13 protein-coding genes and 1 riboswitch are annotated in these 17,141 nt (G+C 44.0%); of the genes, 5 read left to right on the top strand and 8 right to left on the bottom strand.

Annotation, left to right across the window (positions count from 1 at the left end; all coding sequences use genetic code 11):
* Positions 1 to 188 precede the first annotated feature (188 nt).
* Positions 189 to 1,877 (top strand): NAD-dependent malic enzyme, encoded by a 1,689-nt coding sequence (locus H5073_RS06975; protein ID WP_182678291.1) that lies wholly within the window; start codon positions 189 to 191, stop codon positions 1,875 to 1,877.
* A gap of 74 nt (positions 1,878 to 1,951) precedes the next feature.
* On the opposite strand, the gene H5073_RS06970 is transcribed toward H5073_RS06975, so the two are convergent.
* Positions 1,952 to 2,386: a DUF3069 domain-containing protein gene (locus H5073_RS06970; protein WP_182678289.1), complete on the bottom strand. Its 435-nt coding sequence runs from the start codon at positions 2,384 to 2,386 to the stop codon at positions 1,952 to 1,954.
* 250 nt (positions 2,387 to 2,636) lie between these two features.
* On the opposite strand from H5073_RS06970, the gene H5073_RS06965 reads away from it, so the two are divergent.
* Positions 2,637 to 4,445: a tetratricopeptide repeat-containing diguanylate cyclase gene (locus H5073_RS06965; protein ID WP_182678287.1), complete on the top strand. Its 1,809-nt coding sequence runs from the start codon at positions 2,637 to 2,639 to the stop codon at positions 4,443 to 4,445.
* Between the two features lie 33 nt (positions 4,446 to 4,478).
* Positions 4,479 to 5,693 carry a tRNA epoxyqueuosine(34) reductase QueG gene (gene queG, locus H5073_RS06960; RefSeq protein ID WP_182678285.1) on the top strand — a complete coding sequence of 405 codons (1,215 nt, stop codon included), beginning with the start codon at positions 4,479 to 4,481 and terminating at the stop codon, positions 5,691 to 5,693.
* 26 nt (positions 5,694 to 5,719) lie between these two features.
* On the opposite strand, the gene metE is transcribed toward queG, so the two are convergent.
* The gene (metE, locus tag H5073_RS06955; RefSeq protein ID WP_182678283.1) at positions 5,720 to 8,050 is read right to left on the bottom strand and encodes a 5-methyltetrahydropteroyltriglutamate--homocysteine S-methyltransferase; all 2,331 of its coding nucleotides are present in this window, start codon (positions 8,048 to 8,050) and stop codon (positions 5,720 to 5,722) included.
* Between the two features lie 158 nt (positions 8,051 to 8,208).
* Here metE and H5073_RS06950 point away from each other — a divergent pair, with 158 nt between their 5' ends.
* On the top strand, positions 8,209 to 9,102 hold the full coding sequence (locus H5073_RS06950) for a LysR family transcriptional regulator (RefSeq protein WP_182678281.1): 894 nt from the start codon (positions 8,209 to 8,211) through the stop codon (positions 9,100 to 9,102).
* 11 nt (positions 9,103 to 9,113) lie between these two features.
* Here the strand turns inward: H5073_RS06950 and H5073_RS06945 are convergent, their stop codons facing one another.
* The 6 genes from H5073_RS06945 to H5073_RS06920 all read right to left on the bottom strand — a co-directional run bounded on the left by H5073_RS06945 (position 9,114) and on the right by H5073_RS06920 (position 16,288).
* Positions 9,114 to 9,860: an HDOD domain-containing protein gene (locus H5073_RS06945; protein ID WP_182678279.1), complete on the bottom strand. Its 747-nt coding sequence runs from the start codon at positions 9,858 to 9,860 to the stop codon at positions 9,114 to 9,116.
* Positions 9,861 to 10,021: 161 nt separating this feature from the next.
* Complete coding sequence (locus H5073_RS06940; protein WP_182678277.1) at positions 10,022 to 11,989, bottom strand: TonB-dependent receptor; 1,968 nt, start codon at positions 11,987 to 11,989, stop codon at positions 10,022 to 10,024.
* A 117-nt stretch (positions 11,990 to 12,106) separates the two neighbouring features.
* Positions 12,107 to 12,265: riboswitch (cobalamin riboswitch) on the bottom strand.
* A 78-nt stretch (positions 12,266 to 12,343) separates the two neighbouring features.
* Entirely contained in the window at positions 12,344 to 13,048 is a 705-nt protein-coding gene (locus H5073_RS06935) for a hypothetical protein (protein ID WP_182678275.1), read from the bottom strand.
* Positions 13,049 to 13,223: 175 nt separating this feature from the next.
* Positions 13,224 to 13,547: a DUF3622 domain-containing protein gene (locus H5073_RS06930; RefSeq protein WP_182678273.1), complete on the bottom strand. Its 324-nt coding sequence runs from the start codon at positions 13,545 to 13,547 to the stop codon at positions 13,224 to 13,226.
* 115 nt (positions 13,548 to 13,662) lie between these two features.
* Positions 13,663 to 15,615 carry a U32 family peptidase gene (locus tag H5073_RS06925; RefSeq protein WP_182678271.1) on the bottom strand — a complete coding sequence of 651 codons (1,953 nt, stop codon included), beginning with the start codon at positions 15,613 to 15,615 and terminating at the stop codon, positions 13,663 to 13,665.
* A 106-nt stretch (positions 15,616 to 15,721) separates the two neighbouring features.
* Positions 15,722 to 16,288: a phosphoribosyltransferase gene (locus tag H5073_RS06920; protein WP_011495180.1), complete on the bottom strand. Its 567-nt coding sequence runs from the start codon at positions 16,286 to 16,288 to the stop codon at positions 15,722 to 15,724.
* A gap of 173 nt (positions 16,289 to 16,461) precedes the next feature.
* On the opposite strand from H5073_RS06920, the gene H5073_RS06915 reads away from it, so the two are divergent.
* The gene (locus H5073_RS06915; protein WP_182678270.1) at positions 16,462 to 17,106 is read left to right on the top strand and encodes a DNA-J related domain-containing protein; all 645 of its coding nucleotides are present in this window, start codon (positions 16,462 to 16,464) and stop codon (positions 17,104 to 17,106) included.
* The last annotated feature ends 35 nt before the right edge of the window (positions 17,107 to 17,141 follow it).

Below are 17,141 nucleotides of genomic sequence, written 5' to 3'. Positions count from 1 at the left end.
TTTTCGGTGCGTTTTGCTATCTAATACAATGCTATTACTGTTTAAATCCTCCCAATAAGAGTTAATTTAAACTCTGCTCTGTTAAAAACAGTGAAAAGCCTCACATAACAGACCACAAAGTTTTTAAGACGTGATAATCTTACTTCATTAACAAATGTTAAATTGTGAATCATCATAAAAGGTTATCTATGGACGATAATAAACGCCCTCTCTATCTTCCTTTTGCAGGCCCAGCGATCCTTGAAGCCCCTTTAATCAATAAAGGCAGTGCTTTTAGCGAAGAAGAACGCATTTTCTTTAACCTTGAAGGGTTACTTCCTTACGTTATTGAGACCATTGAAGAACAAGCTTTCCGTGCCTATGCTCAGTTCAGCAATTTCAGTAATGATCTTGATAAGCATATTTATTTAAGAAATATTCAAGATACTAACGAGACGTTATTTTACCGATTAGTGCGCAACAATATCACTGAAATGATGCCCATCATCTATACCCCAACAGTGGGTCTGGCTTGTGAACGTTTTTCTAAAAACTACCGCCGTAACCGTGGCCTGTTTATCTCTTATGCCAATAAAGACAGAATTGACGACATCTTAAACAACTCGACTCGCCACAAGGTAAAAGTCATTGTTGTCACTGATGGTGAACGTATTTTAGGTCTTGGGGACCAAGGTATTGGTGGTATGGGGATCCCTATTGGTAAGTTATCCTTGTACACAAGTTGTGGTGGCATTAGCCCAGCCTACACCCTGCCCATCACATTAGACGTAGGTACTGATAATCAAGAATTATTAGACGACCCTATGTACATGGGCTGGCGTCATCGTCGCATCGAAGGCCAAGATTATGCTGACTTTGTTGAAGCCTTTATGGAAGCCGTACACCGTCGATGGCCAGATGTATTGATCCAATTTGAAGATTTTGCCCAACGCAATGCTATGCCATTACTTGAGCGCTACAAGGATCAATACTGCTGCTTTAATGATGATATCCAAGGTACAGCGGCTGTAACTGTCGGCTCATTATTAGCGGCAAGCAAAGCAGCCAAGACTCAGCTCAGTAAGCAACGAGTTGTATTTTTAGGCGCAGGTAGCGCTGGATGCGGTATCGCCGAAGCCATAGTGGCACAAATGATTTCTGAAGGCATAAGTGAAGAGCAAGCACGCTCACAGGTCTTCATGGTTGACCGTTTAGGCCTACTACAAGATAACACCTTGAACTTATTGCCATTCCAGAAAAAACTTGCCCAAAGTAGTGCGGCGGTAAGTCAATGGCACATTGAAGGTGATAGCGTGTCATTGCTTAATGTCATTAATAACGCAAAACCTACTGTATTAATTGGTGTTTCTGGTGCACCAGGGCAATTTACTGAAGCCGTTATTCGCGCTATGCATTTGCATTGCCCACGGCCGATAGTGTTCCCGCTATCAAATCCTACTAGTCGTGTTGAAGCCACACCAAAAGACGTATTGAACTGGACTAACGGCCAAGCATTAGTGGCGACGGGTAGCCCATTTGAGCCTGTCACAGTTGGTGATGAAACCTTTGAAATTGCTCAGTGTAATAACAGTTTCATCTTCCCTGGTATTGGTTTAGGTGTATTGGCTTGTCGCGCTAAACGCGTTTCTGATGAGATGTTAATGGCATCAAGCCGTGCCTTGGCTGAATGCTCCCCCCTTGGCACCACTGGGGTGGGTTCACTATTGCCTAAGTTAGGTGATATTCAAAAAGTCAGTAAATATATTGCCTTTGCGGTTGCTAAAGTCGCTATGGGTCAAGGCCTTGCATTACCACTGACCGACGAGCTATTGAATAAGGCTATCGAGAAGAACTTTTGGGAGCCTAAGTATCGCCGTTATAAGCGTACCTCGTTCTAATTACTCATCAACTTAGTAACAAAATCCCAGCAATAGCTGGGATTTTTGTTGAAAGTGACCACTGTAAACAAGAATTATGGCGCCATCACTTGCTTAAAGCTATTGAGCATAGAGCGTTCGGTACGGGCTTTTTTAAGCTTACGTAAGCACTCTTTTAATGATTGCTCAGCCAAACGTCCAAACACTCCATCGTACTCATTGTTATTCATCTCTTCTTCGTTTTCAGCACTGTCGGCAATCTCTTGCGCGACTCGGCTAAGTTGCATCCACGCATTGGCAATATAGAAACCATGGAATTCAGCTTTTGGCATCAGTTTTTGCGCACTAGCAGGTAATGCTTCCCAGCTGCGAGTGAATAATCCGGCTTTATCTTCAATTAATTCACTGAATAGCCCTTCATAAGCTTCCGCTAAGGTTTCGGGTAGTTTTGCCATAGGTAAGACTTTATTGGCAACATTATAAGCAATGCTCTTGGCCGTAGCTTGGTACTCGGAGCTAACTTGGGTCATGATTTTTCTCTATACAAGGATCCCATGCAGGACCACAGTAAATAAAAGGGCTGCATTTATACCTTGAGCAGCTTAAAATTGCAAAATGCTTAACTTAAGTATTTTTCTACCATTCTAATTTTCCAGCTAAAGCATATTCACTAACTATACTTAAGCCGACACCACAACATGAGACGAGTCTTTGAAAATATTTTTATACAAAACAATGCTATTGATGAGCCTAGTCTGCTTATTTATAAGCCCTAATAGCATGGCTTGGAAAAATAATGAGCGAGCCGATAAACTGCTCAATATCCTCTATCGTGGCGATCTGAATACAGAAGAACAAATCAAAAAATATTTATCAGAATTAGAACAGCTCATTCCTGCTGATGACACTGTACGCCAAGAAAAATTACTAACCCATCAATGTTGGAACCATGAAATTGATACAATAGCAAAGCAAGAGCTGGCGTTAGCTTTTGCCGTTACTCATGAAGCTAAGTTTCAATCCCAAGCCCCCTCGGTAACCCACACCGACTTACTTTTATGCAAGGCCTTCTTTTTAGAATATGCAGGTCAAGCCGATGACGCTCTTATTCACTACAACGCGGCGATAGAAGAAGCCTATAAGCTGGAAAGCCCCAAACTTATCGCTGATGGACTAAACCTCAGGGGAGCTATGCTCTCCTACAGGGGGGAGTTCACACCTGCGCTTAAAGACCTCATCACTGCCCAAAGTATCTACGATGATTTGCACCTAGATTATTGGGCCCGTAATAATATGAATCAATTAGCCACCAGCTACCGGCGTATGGGGGATACAAAAACAGCCATTCAGTACTTTAAAGCGTTAGAGAAAACCTACAATGAACATGAAAACTTTAATGAGGCCATTGAATCCAATCAACAAATAGCATTTGCTTTTGAGGAACAAGGACAATATCAACAAGCTTTAGTGCATTATCAGAAAAGCTATGATTACTGGCAAAGTAAGAATAATCTGCTTCAGCGCAGTGTTACCGCAGTGCACATGGCTGGCAGTTTGCTTAAATTAAACCAAATCAAAAAAGCCAACAAATTATTAAACGATGCTCTGCTGTATATCACTATTAACCAAGATAATCCCTATAGTTATATGCAGCTGTATTTTGCCCAGATTAAGCTGCTAGAAAATCAGCCACAATTAGCATTAGCGCATATAAAAGAAGCTGAAGGTGCGTTCAATTTAAGCGACAACCAAAGAGGACTCGTTGAGCTATTACAGATCAAAACAACGACTCTTGCTCAACTGGCACTGTGGAAGCAAGCCTTTGAAGTGCAATCAGAATATGTACAATTGCACTTAAGCTTAGATAAAAAATCCATTTCTAAGTTAACCACAGAAATGCGTACACGCTTCGATGTCGATCTGGTGGAAAAAGAAAATCGCATGCTCATCGAAGCTCAAACCCAAAAACAAAAAATGCTCGATACATTGCAAGAAAATGAATATCTTCAACGCATTATCATCATGCTTGTTGCTCTCATTCTGGTGATTGTTTCTATTTTTGCGTATGTGCAGCTAAAACGTAAAACTCGCTTTAAGCACTTAGCCCTCACCGATGAACTCACCAAGCTTGCCAATCGCAGGCATTGCTATGCTAAAGCCAATATTTACTTAAAAAATGCACTCAAACACAAGAGCCCGCTTTCAGTGATTTCATTTGATATTGACCATTTTAAATGGGTCAATGATAAATGGGGTCACGATATAGGAGACAAAGTGTTGATTGCCATGGCTGATATTTGCAGTAAGTTAATGCGCAAGAGCGATATTATAGGTCGCATCGGTGGTGAAGAGTTTCTTGTGGTACTCCCCAATGCTAATAGAGAGCAAGCCTTAGAAATTGCAGAGCGTATCGTCACCAGTGTTGCTCAGGCTCAATGGCAACATTTAACGCCAGAGCAGCCTCAAACTATCAGTGCTGGTGTAGCAAGCTTGACGAATGAGTCTTCTTTAGGGCAATTACTATTAAAGGCAGATCAAGGTTTATATTTGGCTAAATCCGCAGGACGCAACTGTGTTAGGCAGGTATAATACTAGGGTCTTTCCTTAACCTTATACAGCCTTATGTCCACAGCCTCCACTGAAACTCACCATCATGTTATTTCAGCCAGCGAATTAAGCTTACTGGCAAGGCAAGTTAAAGTCTGGGGACATGAGCTAGGCTTTGCTCAGGTGGGAATCACAGACACAGAACTCAAGGACGAAGAAGCTAAACTCCAGGACTGGCTCGATAAGGGCTACCATGGCGAAATGGGTTACATGGCCAACCACGGCATGATGCGTGCCCGCCCCGATGAACTCCATGCTGGCACCAAACGGGTAATCAGCATGCGCATGGACTACCTGCCTCCCAGCGCGGGCTTTGCCATGAATCTGACCAATCCTAATTTAGGTTATATCTCTCGTTATGCTGGCGGCCGTGATTATCACAAATTGATGCGTCAGCGGATCAAAAAACTCGGTGATAAAATTGAAGCCTATTGCCAAGAGCAAGGCTTTGGCGCCACAGACTCACGTCCTTTTGTGGACTCTGCCCCTGTGATGGAGCGTCCGTTAGCCGCCAAGGCTGGGATCGGTTGGACAGGTAAACATTCATTAATCCTTAATCATAATGCTGGCAGTTGGTTCTTTTTAGGTGAGCTGTTTATCAACCTGCCGCTACCTATAGATATCCCGATTGGTGATGGCTGCAATACCTGTGTCGCTTGCATTAAATCTTGTCCCACAGGCGCCATCGTTGAGCCCTATGTGGTAGACGGCAGGCGCTGTATTTCTTACCTCACCATTGAACTTCAAGGGGCTATTCCTGAAGAGTTTCGCTCTTTAATGGGCAACCGTATTTATGGCTGTGACGATTGCCAATTGGTGTGCCCTATTAACAGCCAAGCCCCACTGACCGAAGAACATGATTTCCATATTCGCCAGCAAATTCTGCAACCTGAATTATTGACCTTATTTAATTGGAGCGAGAAAACCTTCTTATCCCTCACCGAAGGCAGCGCCATTCGCCGCATCGGCCATAAACGCTGGCTAAGAAATATTGCCATCGCCCTAGGTAATGCGCCGGCTAACCCAACTATTATTGAGGCGCTTAACGCAAGAAAATCATCCGATGAAGTGGATGAGGTCGTGCTGGAGCACATTGACTGGGCGCTGGCTCAACAGCAGGCTAAAGCACAGCAAGCCGTACAACTAGAACCTGTAAGAGAATCATCCGCCCAGCGTAAAACTGCGCGGGTTATTCGCAGCATAGAAAAAGGCCTCCCAAGGGACGCCTAATACCATTCAAGACTCAATTTAAGACATCAAGTCAGGCTGCGTCTCAGGGTTTTGGCCGCGGCGACCATGTTTTTAAGGGCGGGCTCCACTTCATCCCAAGTGCGTGTCTTAAGACCACAATCTGGGTTTACCCATAATTGCGCCACAGGTATTTTGGCTGCGGCTTTATTAATAAGCGCCACTATTTCATCCTCAGTTGGGATGTTGGGAGAATGGATATCATACACACCAGGGCCAATATCATTGGGATAATGAAAACCCTCAAAGGCATCGAGCAGGTCCATATGAGACCGTGAAGTCTCTATGGTAATAACGTCTGCATCCATGGCGGCGATAGCGGCAATAGTCTCATTAAACTCGCTGTAACACATGTGAGTATGAATTTGAGTACTGTCTTTAACCCCTGAAGCGCTGAGCCTAAAGGCATTCACCGCCCAAGCTAAATAGTCATTCCAGTCTGAAGCTTTAATTGGTAAACCTTCACGAAACGCAGGCTCATCGATTTGAATAATATTGATCCCCGCACGTTCAAGGTCACAAGCTTCATCACGAATAGCCAGCGCTATCTGCTTTGCAATCACTTCACGGCTAATGTCTTCTCTGGCAAATGACCAATGCAAGATAGTCACTGGACCCGTTAGCATGCCTTTAACCGGTTTTGTAGTGAGGCTTTGTGCATAAGTAGTAATATCCACTGTCATAGGCGCTGGCCGCGACACATCGGCGTAGATAAGTGGCGGCTTAACGCAGCGCGAGCCATAACTTTGCACCCAAGCAAATTCGGTGAAGGCAAAGCCTGCCAACTGCTCACCAAAATATTCCACCATGTCGTTTCGCTCAGCCTCACCATGTACCAATACATCGATACCTATATCCAGTTGACGCTTGATGCTGTCTTGGGTTACTTGGCGAATTTGCTCTTGATACGCTGACTCACTCATTTCGCCCTTGCGCCAGCGACTTCTCAGGCCACGAATAGCAGGCGTTTGTGGAAAAGAGCCAATACTCGTGGTGGGCAGCAGCGGCAGTTTCAAACTCGCCTTTTGCAGTTTAATGCGTTCGCTATAGGCCAGATTGCGTTCACTGTCATTGGGCGTTAATGCGGCGACTCTGGCTGTGACTGCCTTGTCTTCTGCTTGGGCTTTTAGTTTTCTAAGGCTTAAGTTAGCGCTGATTAACTCATCAATGCGCTGGCGATTCTCACCTAAGAGCAACACCCGCAAGTTCTTAAGCTCTTGCAGCTTTTCCTTAGCAAAAGCCAGCTGAGCTTTAAGTGCTGGTGCTAGTTTGGTTTCAGTCTCTAAGGTGACTGGGCAATGAAGTAAAGAGCACGAAGGCGCGAGCCATGCCCTGTCTTTGAGCTCAGTCACAAGCTTTGCAAGGGATGTGCTTATGGCTTGCAGATCGGCCGCCCACACATTTCGGCCATTGATCACCCCAAGGGATAATACTTGGTCAGGCTTAAGCTTGCTGGCAAACAAGGATAATTGCTCCGGCGCTGCGACTAAATCTAGATGTAATCCCGCCACAGGCAGTTCACTCACCCAAGCTTGATTATGGGCAATCGACGCATAGTAACTTGCCAGTAATAGATTAATTTTATTGCCTTTATTCACATTCCGCTCTGCATTCACCTCTTGATCCAGTGCAGCATTCAGTTCGGTATAGCTCCACTGCAGTGCTTGTTGCCACTTTGGGGATAAATCAAGCGCCAGTACGGGCTCATCCAATTGCACCCAAGTAACACCTTGAGCGGCAAAACGCTGCAAAATTTCAGCATAGGTTCGCACTAAACTGGGTAAAAGGCTTAACTTATCAAAACTTGAAAGCGTCTTGGATAAATGCAGATAACTCACAGGCCCAAGCAGCACAGGTTTTACCTTATACCCAAGTTGCTGCGCCTGCGTCACCTCTTCAAAAATTTGCTCAAAGCCAATAGAAAACTGCTGGCCTTCATCAAGCTCTGGCACTTGGTAGTGATAGTTAGTATTAAAATATTTAGTCATCTCAGCGGCGCAAGCCTGATGGCCACTTGGGGCGCGGCCACGGGCAACCCGAAATAAGGTATCTAGGCAAATAGGCAGTGGATTACCTTGGCTGTCCTTTTCTCTGTGACGAATGGGCAGCGCATTTAAGGTCGCACTTAAGGTGAGCACCTGATCGTAATAGGCAAAATCCCCCACAGGGATCAACTCAACCCCCGCATCGGCCTGCCACTGCCAGTGGGTGCGCTTAAGCTCATCAGCCACTGCAATTAATTCAGCTTGAGTTATTTCGCTACGCCAATATTTCTCTAAAGCGAATTTCAACTCACGCTGGCGACCTATCCTTGGAAATCCTAAATTTGCAATCTTCATGCTCAACACTCCTGACATAGTGGCTAACCTTAATTTAAACGCACTGAAAATAAATAAATCAGGCGTCTGGACGTCTAGAAGTTTATTGTGTTAGTCTCAGTTCAAGCAATGGAAATAAATTCAGCAGCAAGATGAGTAAAACTCATGTGGAGCGCAAAATGATAGAATTAAGACACCTTCGCACCCTGATGGCCCTTAAAGAAAGTGGCAGCCTAGCTGCGGCGGCGAAAAAGCGTTTTGTTACCCAATCAGCTTTATCTCACCAGATAAAAGAATTGGAAACCCGCATTAATTCATCGCTTTTTGTGCGTAAGAGTAAACCACTCACTTTTACCCATGAGGGCGCACGCTTGCTGCACTTAGCCGAGCAAATCCTGCCCCAAGTGCTTGCCACCGAATACTCCCTCAAGCAGGGTCTCAAGGGTGATGAACATAATTTAGCTTTAGGGATCGAGTGTCATAGCTGTTTTCGCTGGTTAATGCCGGTTATCGAACGCTTTAAAGAGCAAGTCTATGATGCACAAATTGATCTATCGACGCGGCATTTGTTCGATGCCATTCACGCCCTTGAAACTGGCGCTTTGGATTTGGTGTTAACTTCAGATCCTGTGCTAGGTCATAACATTGCCTATCAGCATCTATTTGATTTTGAAATGAAGTTGGTGGTGTCTGTGGATAATCCGTTAGCTCAAGCTAGCCATGTAACGCCAGCGCAGCTTGCAGGGGTGAACTTAATCACTTACCCTGTGCCACTAGCAAGACTGGATATTTACAAGCATTTTTTGGAGCCTGCAGGAGTCAATCCAGGACCACAAAAACAGTGTGATTTGACCAGCACTCTACTGCAACGCGTCGCCTGTAATGATGGCGTCGCCGCATTGCCTAGCTGGTCAATAAAGGAAGCCTATGACCTAGAATTAGCCACGCTAAATTTAGGTGTTGATGGCCTTAAGCGGCCACTATTTGGTGCCTACCTACAAGACACCAGTAAAGCGCACTTAATCAAGCGTTGGCTTGAGCAAGTAACGCTCCAAGGACAACAACAAGAATAAGGAGAATGAAATTATATATGCATGGGATTAATCAATAAATTCTTAGCCGATAAAACCCGCCTTAATAACAAACCAGGTGAATCAGGGTTGTGAGTTTGGCGTAAATTATGCGCAACCATAAACTCATTACGTAACTCTTCATCTAAGCCTAGTGCGTCAAAGGCTTCAATTGAAAGCGTTTGCTGTTGGTGCTCTATGATGGATTTAATCACCCCGATTGAAATGGCTTTTTCTGAATCAGCATTTAAAAAAGCAAAGGCGGTTAAGGTAATAATCTGACCAAACACACTGAACAGCGCTAAGGTTTGCACTTCATCAGCATCCACATTAGGCGCAGTGCCTTGCTCATATTCTTCTCGCAAAAACTCTAATGCATCCACGGCGATGGCTTCGGTCAGCTTCCAATAACCTTGCACCAATTTTTTATAGGGCTCGTCTAATGCATCCAAACGCTCTTTTAAGTAAAAAGAAAATGCATAACGGTAGATGTTCACCTGCCCTAAACGGATAAGCGCATCTTTTATCGTGCGGTTTTTACTGTTAACCGCGCCTGAGGCTTGAGCTGTATTGCTGCGCCACAACAAGTGTGCCGCCAAGGCGGGATCCGTAGAAACAGTATCTATGATAATTCTGATATCAGCTTCATTAATCAAGGCTTTCTTAAGAGGAACTAGAATGCCACGACGACCAATTACTTGCTCTTCGTTGCCAATAATTGCCCTGACTTGAGTAAAAACTTGCTGCTCAAGATATGTCATAACCTCTTGTTACCTTTTAATAAAATGACGATACACCCGGCTAATATACCCACACTTTCGCACTCAAGGTCAAGCTGTCAGGGTAAATAAGCTGAAAATAAAAAAACCAGGCTAAATGCGCCTGGTTTCAAACTGAGTATTTATTCAAAAAAGTGCACTTTTTAGAAGCGATAACCCGCGGTTAAGCGAATACTGCGTCCATCACCTGAATAAAAACTGTTGCCCCATGCGCTATAAAAACCGGCACTAGCATACTCTTCATCGAAGAGATTATCTAATCTTAAACTGGCCGACCATTCATCTTGACGATAATTCAGCGCCAAATTCCCTAGCACATAACTGTCTAATTCTGGCTCAAGATTAGCGTTGTCGCCACCAAGATAACGCTCACCCGTATAGCTAGCTTCTGTATATAACTGCCATGCATCACTAATGTCATAACTTAAATAACTTCTACCGCTATGAGCGGCTACCCAAGATAGCGCTTTGCCTTTATTAGGCCCTTGAGTGAACTCAGCGTCAACATAATGGTACTCAAGACCAAACCCTAAGTCAGGCATTAACTGCCAATTCCAATTTGCGCTCGCGCCATAGCGGCGTGATGCATCAGCATTCACGTTAGCGCCATCAAAAAAGCCGCCATTTGGCTTGGGTGCACTAGGGTCAAACACTATCTCATCTTCGAGGCTAAGACGATACAAGCTAAGTTTCACAACGTGACTTGCAAGCATCAAATCCCAACCCGCCTCATAGGAGCGACCAGTTTGTGGCTTAAGCCCGATCACACCTGCTGAGGTATAAGCTTGCTCGTCCACTTTGGCAAAACGGAAGTTATCTTCAGCGCGCAAATAAAAACGCTGAGAGGCAGAGGGACGATAATTTAGTCCAAGCTCAAAAGCCTTAGCATCTTGATCAAGCTCGACACCATTAGGGTAAGCGCTGCCATCCACAAGTTCATCTTCAGCCTTAGCATAACGACCGCCCACCACATAACTTAAGTTTGTGGCTAATGGTACTGTTGCTTGTACATAAGCCGCTGTTTGTGTTTGAGTATTACTACGCCCCCAACTGAACTCAGATTCACCTAAGTGGTAATCAATACCAGAGACAATCTCTAAACTGCCTTTTGCCGTAGCAAAAGTCGCCACAGCTTTAGGTGTAATGCTCAATTGACTGCGTTGGTTATCACCCGCAAAGCCAGAGTTTGTCGTATTCGTACTTGAATCTGTGTAGCTCACATCAGTACCAAGTAACCAGTTTTTAGTGGCTTGCTGTTGATAACCACTGCGTACTGAAGTCGTTATTTCATGCTGGTAATCTTTACTGCTGGTCAAGGCTGCAGCTCTTGGATTAACACTAAACTCAGCTTGGCTCAAACCTCCAGCCAACAAACGATGATTATCAAAATAGCCCGCCTCTGAGTAAAAGTGAGCCTGTTCAGACTGATAATCTAAGCGGCCAAAAACTGAGCCGGTTTCGCTATCATTATGATAGCGAAAGTTATCAGTTTCTTTATAATTAGCCGCAGCCACATAACGCCACTGCTCAGTAATAGCACCAGAAATATCACCTTTGTACTCTGTAGTATCAAAACTGCCTGCCGACACTTGCAAGCCTGCTTGAGCGTGCTCCGACGACTTAGTGATGATATTAATCACCCCGCCTACAGCTTGATCACCATAAAGCACACCAGCGCTGCCAGAAAGTATCTCAATACGTTCTATTTGATTAAGGGCTATAGCATCTAAATTTGGCGCGGCTAAATCAATATTATTAAGGCGGCGGCCATCAATTAGCACTAAGGTATTCTGACCTGCTTGCTCACCAGAGAAACCACGCATCGCAAACACAGCACCTGAGTTACTATCCGACACTTGTATGCCACTGCGGCCCCGCAGCAACTGTACCAAATTTGTCGCGCCGCTAGCTTCAATATCGCTAGCATCAAGCACGGCGACATTAGTCGCAATATTTAACACCGACTTATCACTGCGGCCGATAACTGTCATAGTGTCATCAACGTTGGCCACAGGTTCATTTAAGGGCGCTGCATACACAGGGGCGCCCCAAATAGATAAACCTAAAATGGTTGCTAGTGATAACGAAATTTTTGTTGGTTTAGAACCCATTTACCTTTAACTCCTGCAAGGAAAAATGGGGCAAATTGTCGTAATCCCAGCAATAGCATAAGTCCGCAATAACATGTGAAACTTGAGGAATACATTTCGAGATCTGCCCACCGAAATCATCGAAATCACCTTAAGGGCCGGTCTCCGGACTTGATCCTATTTCGGCATTGCCTCAGTAGGATATTCACCGTTGCGGGGGCAGCACCAGATTTTCACTGGTTTCCCGATTATCCTCGGCCTTTAAGGCCTGCAGGCACCACAAAAGATTGACTAATTATTGAGTCGAACTCAATTAAGGAGGGAGTATATCTTGCTCTGGAAGTTTTAGGGGATAAAAACAAGCTAACGACCAGATTATTCATGATTCGAGGATAAAATATTCGGTTGCAGATGCTCAATAAAAGCTAAATAGTTATCTTCCGTTAATGGAGCATTATCGTTACTAAAAGCGCCACCGCGCATAGATTTATGCAGCATCATTAAATCATTATCCAAGCTCACTACTGCGAAATAGCCCATCTCGCCTTGCAACTGACTCATAGACGAAGCATGCTCTGCTTGATGTAAATTAGGCAAACTGCTGCAGCCTAATAGTGCATGGTATGCATTTTTATCACCGAATTGAGTCTCTCCTAATGGCTGATAAATTAATTCACCTTGGCAATTACCTTTATATGAGCCAACCATTTCAGCGAAGAAGACTTTTGGGCTGGCATGACGCCCCAGACCTTTAAAACCTTGGACACAAATCATTTCAGACCACATATTTAAGCTGCTTTTAGTGGATATAAATTCAGATGTGCTCATATTATTTTCACTGCGACTAAATGCCAGCTGCCAATCTTGTGGTAACTGAAATTGCAGTTTATTGGTAAAAATGTCGACACTACCAATTGAAGATAACCCATCAGGCTGAGTTTTGAATACCTCAACTTCAGTATTGGCATTAAAGAATTGATCACCGCCATCCATTAGGCTGGCAAAAACATAGTTCTTAGGAGATAAATAGGCAATGCCTATGATGACTATTACGCTAATAGAGAGAAAAAACCATTTCATGCCAAATTCATCCTTGTAAATGGAACGGTATCGCTGAGTTAAAGAGGTTATATCGCAAACAACTAGCCCTTACCATCCTGATAAGGGCTAAATAACAACCTATTTCTGATTACTGCACTAACATCTGCAGATTTTTAATCGCAAGATGCAATAAAATATCCTGCTCAGTTCCAGATTAACCTAATTCTTCATCGTCTAGGTCATCTTCAGAGTCGCTTTCTTCAAACTCTTCGTCCACTGCTGATTCTGCAGCAATGGCGGCGGCTAATGATTTAGCCTTTAAATGTTTTTCAGTCTTACGCTTATTGCGCTCCATTTGCGCAGACAGGAAACCTTTCAGTTCCAACTCGCCCCACGCTGTCGCCTCGGCCTCGGTGGCAAAACCATCATGGCTCTTAGATACCACGGTTTTTGTGGCCGTCATGCGGCGAGTAATTTCAGTTTTCCAACCATTATCTAGCTGGCTAACACGAAAATCATACTTCTTACTTTTGCTCATACTCTACTCATTATTGATTTAGCCGTTCGAGTAGCATACTCAAACACAAACTCTGGCTAGTTTACGTTAAATTGATTATTAAGGGCAGCGATTCGCAGCCTGCCTTAAGATTTAATTATTGACTCGCTTGCTTAACCTGCTGATTAGTGCCAACAATCATCATTTCGCATTTTTGACAGTCAAACACTAGCTTAAGCTTATCTTTACCAACATCTAAAAACATAGGGTCAGCCTTAATGCCTTCAACTTCCTTAGGGCAAAGGTTAAAACTGTATCTCAGGCAATGCTTAGTCACCATTAAAGGCGCATCGTGCAAAATCTTGTTCTTTTCATAGGTGTCTTCAATCTGAATAACTCCATGTTGCTCATAAAACGACTTGGCTTTTTCATTAGCGACATTAGACAAGAAGCTTAATGCTTTTTGCGGGAAGCGGGCATTTTTATCATGCTGCCAACGCTCGGGGCGCTGATACGACTCAAGACGCAATGTCATTAACGCCTCAATGGCATCACGGCGCAGCTCATTTAGCATAGACGCAGGCAAAAACCACATTTGCGCTAATTTAAGGTTAATTTTATTGAGCACAAAATCACTGCTGCCAAGTTTGCCCAGCTGCTTGTTAATATTTTCAGCAGCTTTGGCTTGATCGTTTGCCGCCTCTTTTGGACACGCGTGCGTCACAGTTACGCTATGACCATGCTGATCGCTCATGCTAAGGCCAACGCCTGTCTCGGTATCAAAAAACACCATATCAACACTGATTTTGCGCTTAGCAGACTCTTTATTTAATGTCGCTTCAAATTTATGATCAAAATTACGGTACAGCACCACGCCCACTTTTAAATCTTTAGGCACTTCTGTTAAATGCAGAATATTTCCTTCGGCGCGGTTGACCCTAAGGCCTGCTAATTTATCATCGGATAACCTTTGCTTTTCAAACTGCTCGACGAAAAAGCACAAGCCATCGCCATTATTAAATTGAATATCTTTACCGCTTTCGCTGGTATCCACAGTGACAGAGTCTTTGCCCACTTTAGTAATGCGGCCTACTTTTTCACCGATAAATTTAGGCGAGCTAAAGTGCTCGATGGCTTCAGTGCGTTCATTAACAAAGTAATCGGTTTTACCGCGGTTAAAGCTTTTATCGGGATCGGGGGTGAAGTTAAACTCGCAACGACCATGGGAGATGGATTCAAGATCGTCACGCTTGGCGATTATGGCATCGAGCTGCTGGCGATAATGAGCCGTCACGTTTTTAAGGTAGGTGATATCTTTTAAGCGGCCTTCAATTTTAAATGAGCTTACGCCCGCATCAATTAAGGCTTCTAAGTTATCGGTTTGGTTATTGTCTTTTAAGGACAACAAATGCTGATTCTCGGCCAGCACATCACCATCACGGGTGGTGAGATTGCAAGGTAGGCGGCACATCTGTGAGCACTCGCCACGGTTTGCACTGCGATTTGAATAGGCATGGCTTAGGTTACATAAACCTGAATAACTCACGCACAGCGCCCCATGGATGAAAAACTCAAGCTTCATCTTAGTGCTGGCAGCAATATCAGCAATTTGTGGAATATTAAGCTCACGGGCTAATACCACCTGAGAAAACCCCACCTGCTCTAAAAATACCGCTTTCTCTGGAGTGCGGTTATCCATCTGAGTACTGGCATGCAAAGCGATGGGGGGTAAATCAAGTTGCAACACCCCCATGTCTTGAATGATCAAGGCATCGACACCTGCATGGTACAAGTCCCAAATCAGTGCTTGAGCCTTATCTATCTCGCTATCCATCAAGATGGTATTGAGGGCGACAAAGACCTGAGCATGATAACCATGAGCGAATGCGGTCAATCTTTTAATATCATCAACACTGTTACCCGCGTTATGGCGGGCACCAAACGCCGGCCCCCCAATATAAACCGCATCGGCGCCATGACGTATGGCTTCGATACCATAATCAGCATTTTTAGCCGGTGCTAACAGCTCTAATTGTCGCTTAACCAGAGGCTCTTTTGCCGCTGGAGCTTGAGTTATTTTCGTTGGGGTAAAGATTTCTACCGCTGCCATACTTTTCATCACTGCCGCTGAGTAAAAACAAAAATGCGCCAACACTGATGTCGGCGCACGGTTTAGAATCCAGATTTTAGCAAAACTTTAGCAATTCAGCACAAGCTTAAATGAATAAGTGTTGAATATTTTTAAAGTCGCCTTTGCCTTCAGCAATCTCTTTTGGATCAAGGCCTGAGACTTCATGGGGAAACACCAACCACTCTTCAGATTCATGAATAAAATAATCTGGCTTTAACGGCACCGCGGTGTTTTTAGGCTTGTAATAAGGGCAAGCAATCCGGATATCTGTTGGAGTATTTAAACGCATAAACTTCTGTAATTTACCAATAAGCGCATGAATACTGCGGCCCGAATCAAACACATCATCGACAATCAATAGGCCGTCACTGGCATTGGCATTTTCAATAATATAATGCAGACCATGGACTTTAATGTTCTTGTCTTGCTTGTCTGTGCCTATGCCGTAATAGGATGAAGTTCGCACTGCAATGTGGTCAGTTTCCACTTTTTTGAAATCAAAATATTCCTGCACCGCAATACCAATAGGTGCGCCGCCACGCCAAATACCTACGATAAACTGTGGCCTAAAACCACTGTCGTAGACCTGTGCTGCTAATCTAAAAGAATCTTCGAGTAACTGTTGTGCGCCGATATAATGCTTATCTGTCATGGAAAGGGCCCCTTATTTTTATTGCGGCGAATTTTATACCAATTTGCCATAGCTTGCCTGCTGTAAATTTGCCCTACAACACAAAAAAGATAAAAACACAGCTGTAAAAATCTACTTTGACTCCCACTTAGGCTGTGGCATAGTGGTTTTTATCGCCAATTAAGGATGACATTATGCTTGTTGAAAAATCAGCACTCATGGCCCAAGCCCCCCAAACCGAACTCACGGCAACCAAAGGCGAAAACCCCCTTATTTGGCCGCTATTAAGCCTATTGCAAGCGTCCAATCAAAGCTGGAAAGTGCACCATCTTGCCACGGCACTGCAAGAAAAAGGCTTGATGCATGATCTTGATCCTTCCCCCGAAAAAGACTTATTCAAACGTAACTTTTTATTGATGAATGCCTTGTATGAGTTACAAGAAATTCTTCTGCCCAATCAGTGGCTGCAAGTCAGGGCCATGGATATTCAAATATTTAGGATCATCCCCACTGATATTAATCAACAATTAGTCGCAGACAATAACTTACGAGAATATTATCTCGATTGGCAAAACTACGATGCTAGCGTCAATGTAGTACGGCAGATGTTGGAGTCCTTCTGGTCCAGCTACCAGCAATATATCGGTCTTAATATTAACTTGATGCACAAGACCTCAGCCCTGATAGTATTTGAACTTGATAACACCGCGACCGATAGAGACATACGCAAACAATGGCGTAAACTGGCACTAAAATGGCACCCAGACAGACCTGACGGTGATGCGGCGCGCTTTAGAGAAATCTGTGAAGCTTGGCAAACATTACGAGAAAGTGCATAACTTAGCCCTTATAATAAGTTAGCCCGCTGAAACAT

Source organism: Shewanella sp. SR44-3 (assembly GCF_014163735.1).
Taxonomy (GTDB): domain Bacteria; phylum Pseudomonadota; class Gammaproteobacteria; order Enterobacterales; family Shewanellaceae; genus Shewanella.
Note: the sequence above shows the minus strand (reverse complement) of the source record. Positions and strands in the feature narration are given on the sequence as shown.

Bases quoted from the DNA above. Each gene is read 5' to 3' on its own strand.
- H5073_RS06975 (WP_182678291.1), top strand. From the start codon at position 189: ATGGACGATAATAAACGCCCTCTCTATCTTCCTTTTGCAGGCCCAGCG.
- H5073_RS06970 (WP_182678289.1), bottom strand. From the start codon at position 2,386: ATGACCCAAGTTAGCTCCGAGTACCAAGCTACGGCCAAGAGCATTGCT.
- H5073_RS06965 (WP_182678287.1), top strand. From the start codon at position 2,637: ATGGCTTGGAAAAATAATGAGCGAGCCGATAAACTGCTCAATATCCTC.
- queG (WP_182678285.1), top strand. From the start codon at position 4,479: ATGTCCACAGCCTCCACTGAAACTCACCATCATGTTATTTCAGCCAGC.
- metE (WP_182678283.1), bottom strand. From the start codon at position 8,050: ATGAAGATTGCAAATTTAGGATTTCCAAGGATAGGTCGCCAGCGTGAG.
- H5073_RS06950 (WP_182678281.1), top strand. From the start codon at position 8,209: ATGATAGAATTAAGACACCTTCGCACCCTGATGGCCCTTAAAGAAAGT.
- H5073_RS06945 (WP_182678279.1), bottom strand. From the start codon at position 9,860: ATGACATATCTTGAGCAGCAAGTTTTTACTCAAGTCAGGGCAATTATT.
- H5073_RS06940 (WP_182678277.1), bottom strand. From the start codon at position 11,989: ATGGGTTCTAAACCAACAAAAATTTCGTTATCACTAGCAACCATTTTA.
- H5073_RS06935 (WP_182678275.1), bottom strand. From the start codon at position 13,048: ATGAAATGGTTTTTTCTCTCTATTAGCGTAATAGTCATCATAGGCATT.
- H5073_RS06930 (WP_182678273.1), bottom strand. From the start codon at position 13,547: ATGAGCAAAAGTAAGAAGTATGATTTTCGTGTTAGCCAGCTAGATAAT.
- H5073_RS06925 (WP_182678271.1), bottom strand. From the start codon at position 15,615: ATGGCAGCGGTAGAAATCTTTACCCCAACGAAAATAACTCAAGCTCCA.
- H5073_RS06920 (WP_011495180.1), bottom strand. From the start codon at position 16,288: ATGACAGATAAGCATTATATCGGCGCACAACAGTTACTCGAAGATTCT.
- H5073_RS06915 (WP_182678270.1), top strand. From the start codon at position 16,462: ATGCTTGTTGAAAAATCAGCACTCATGGCCCAAGCCCCCCAAACCGAA.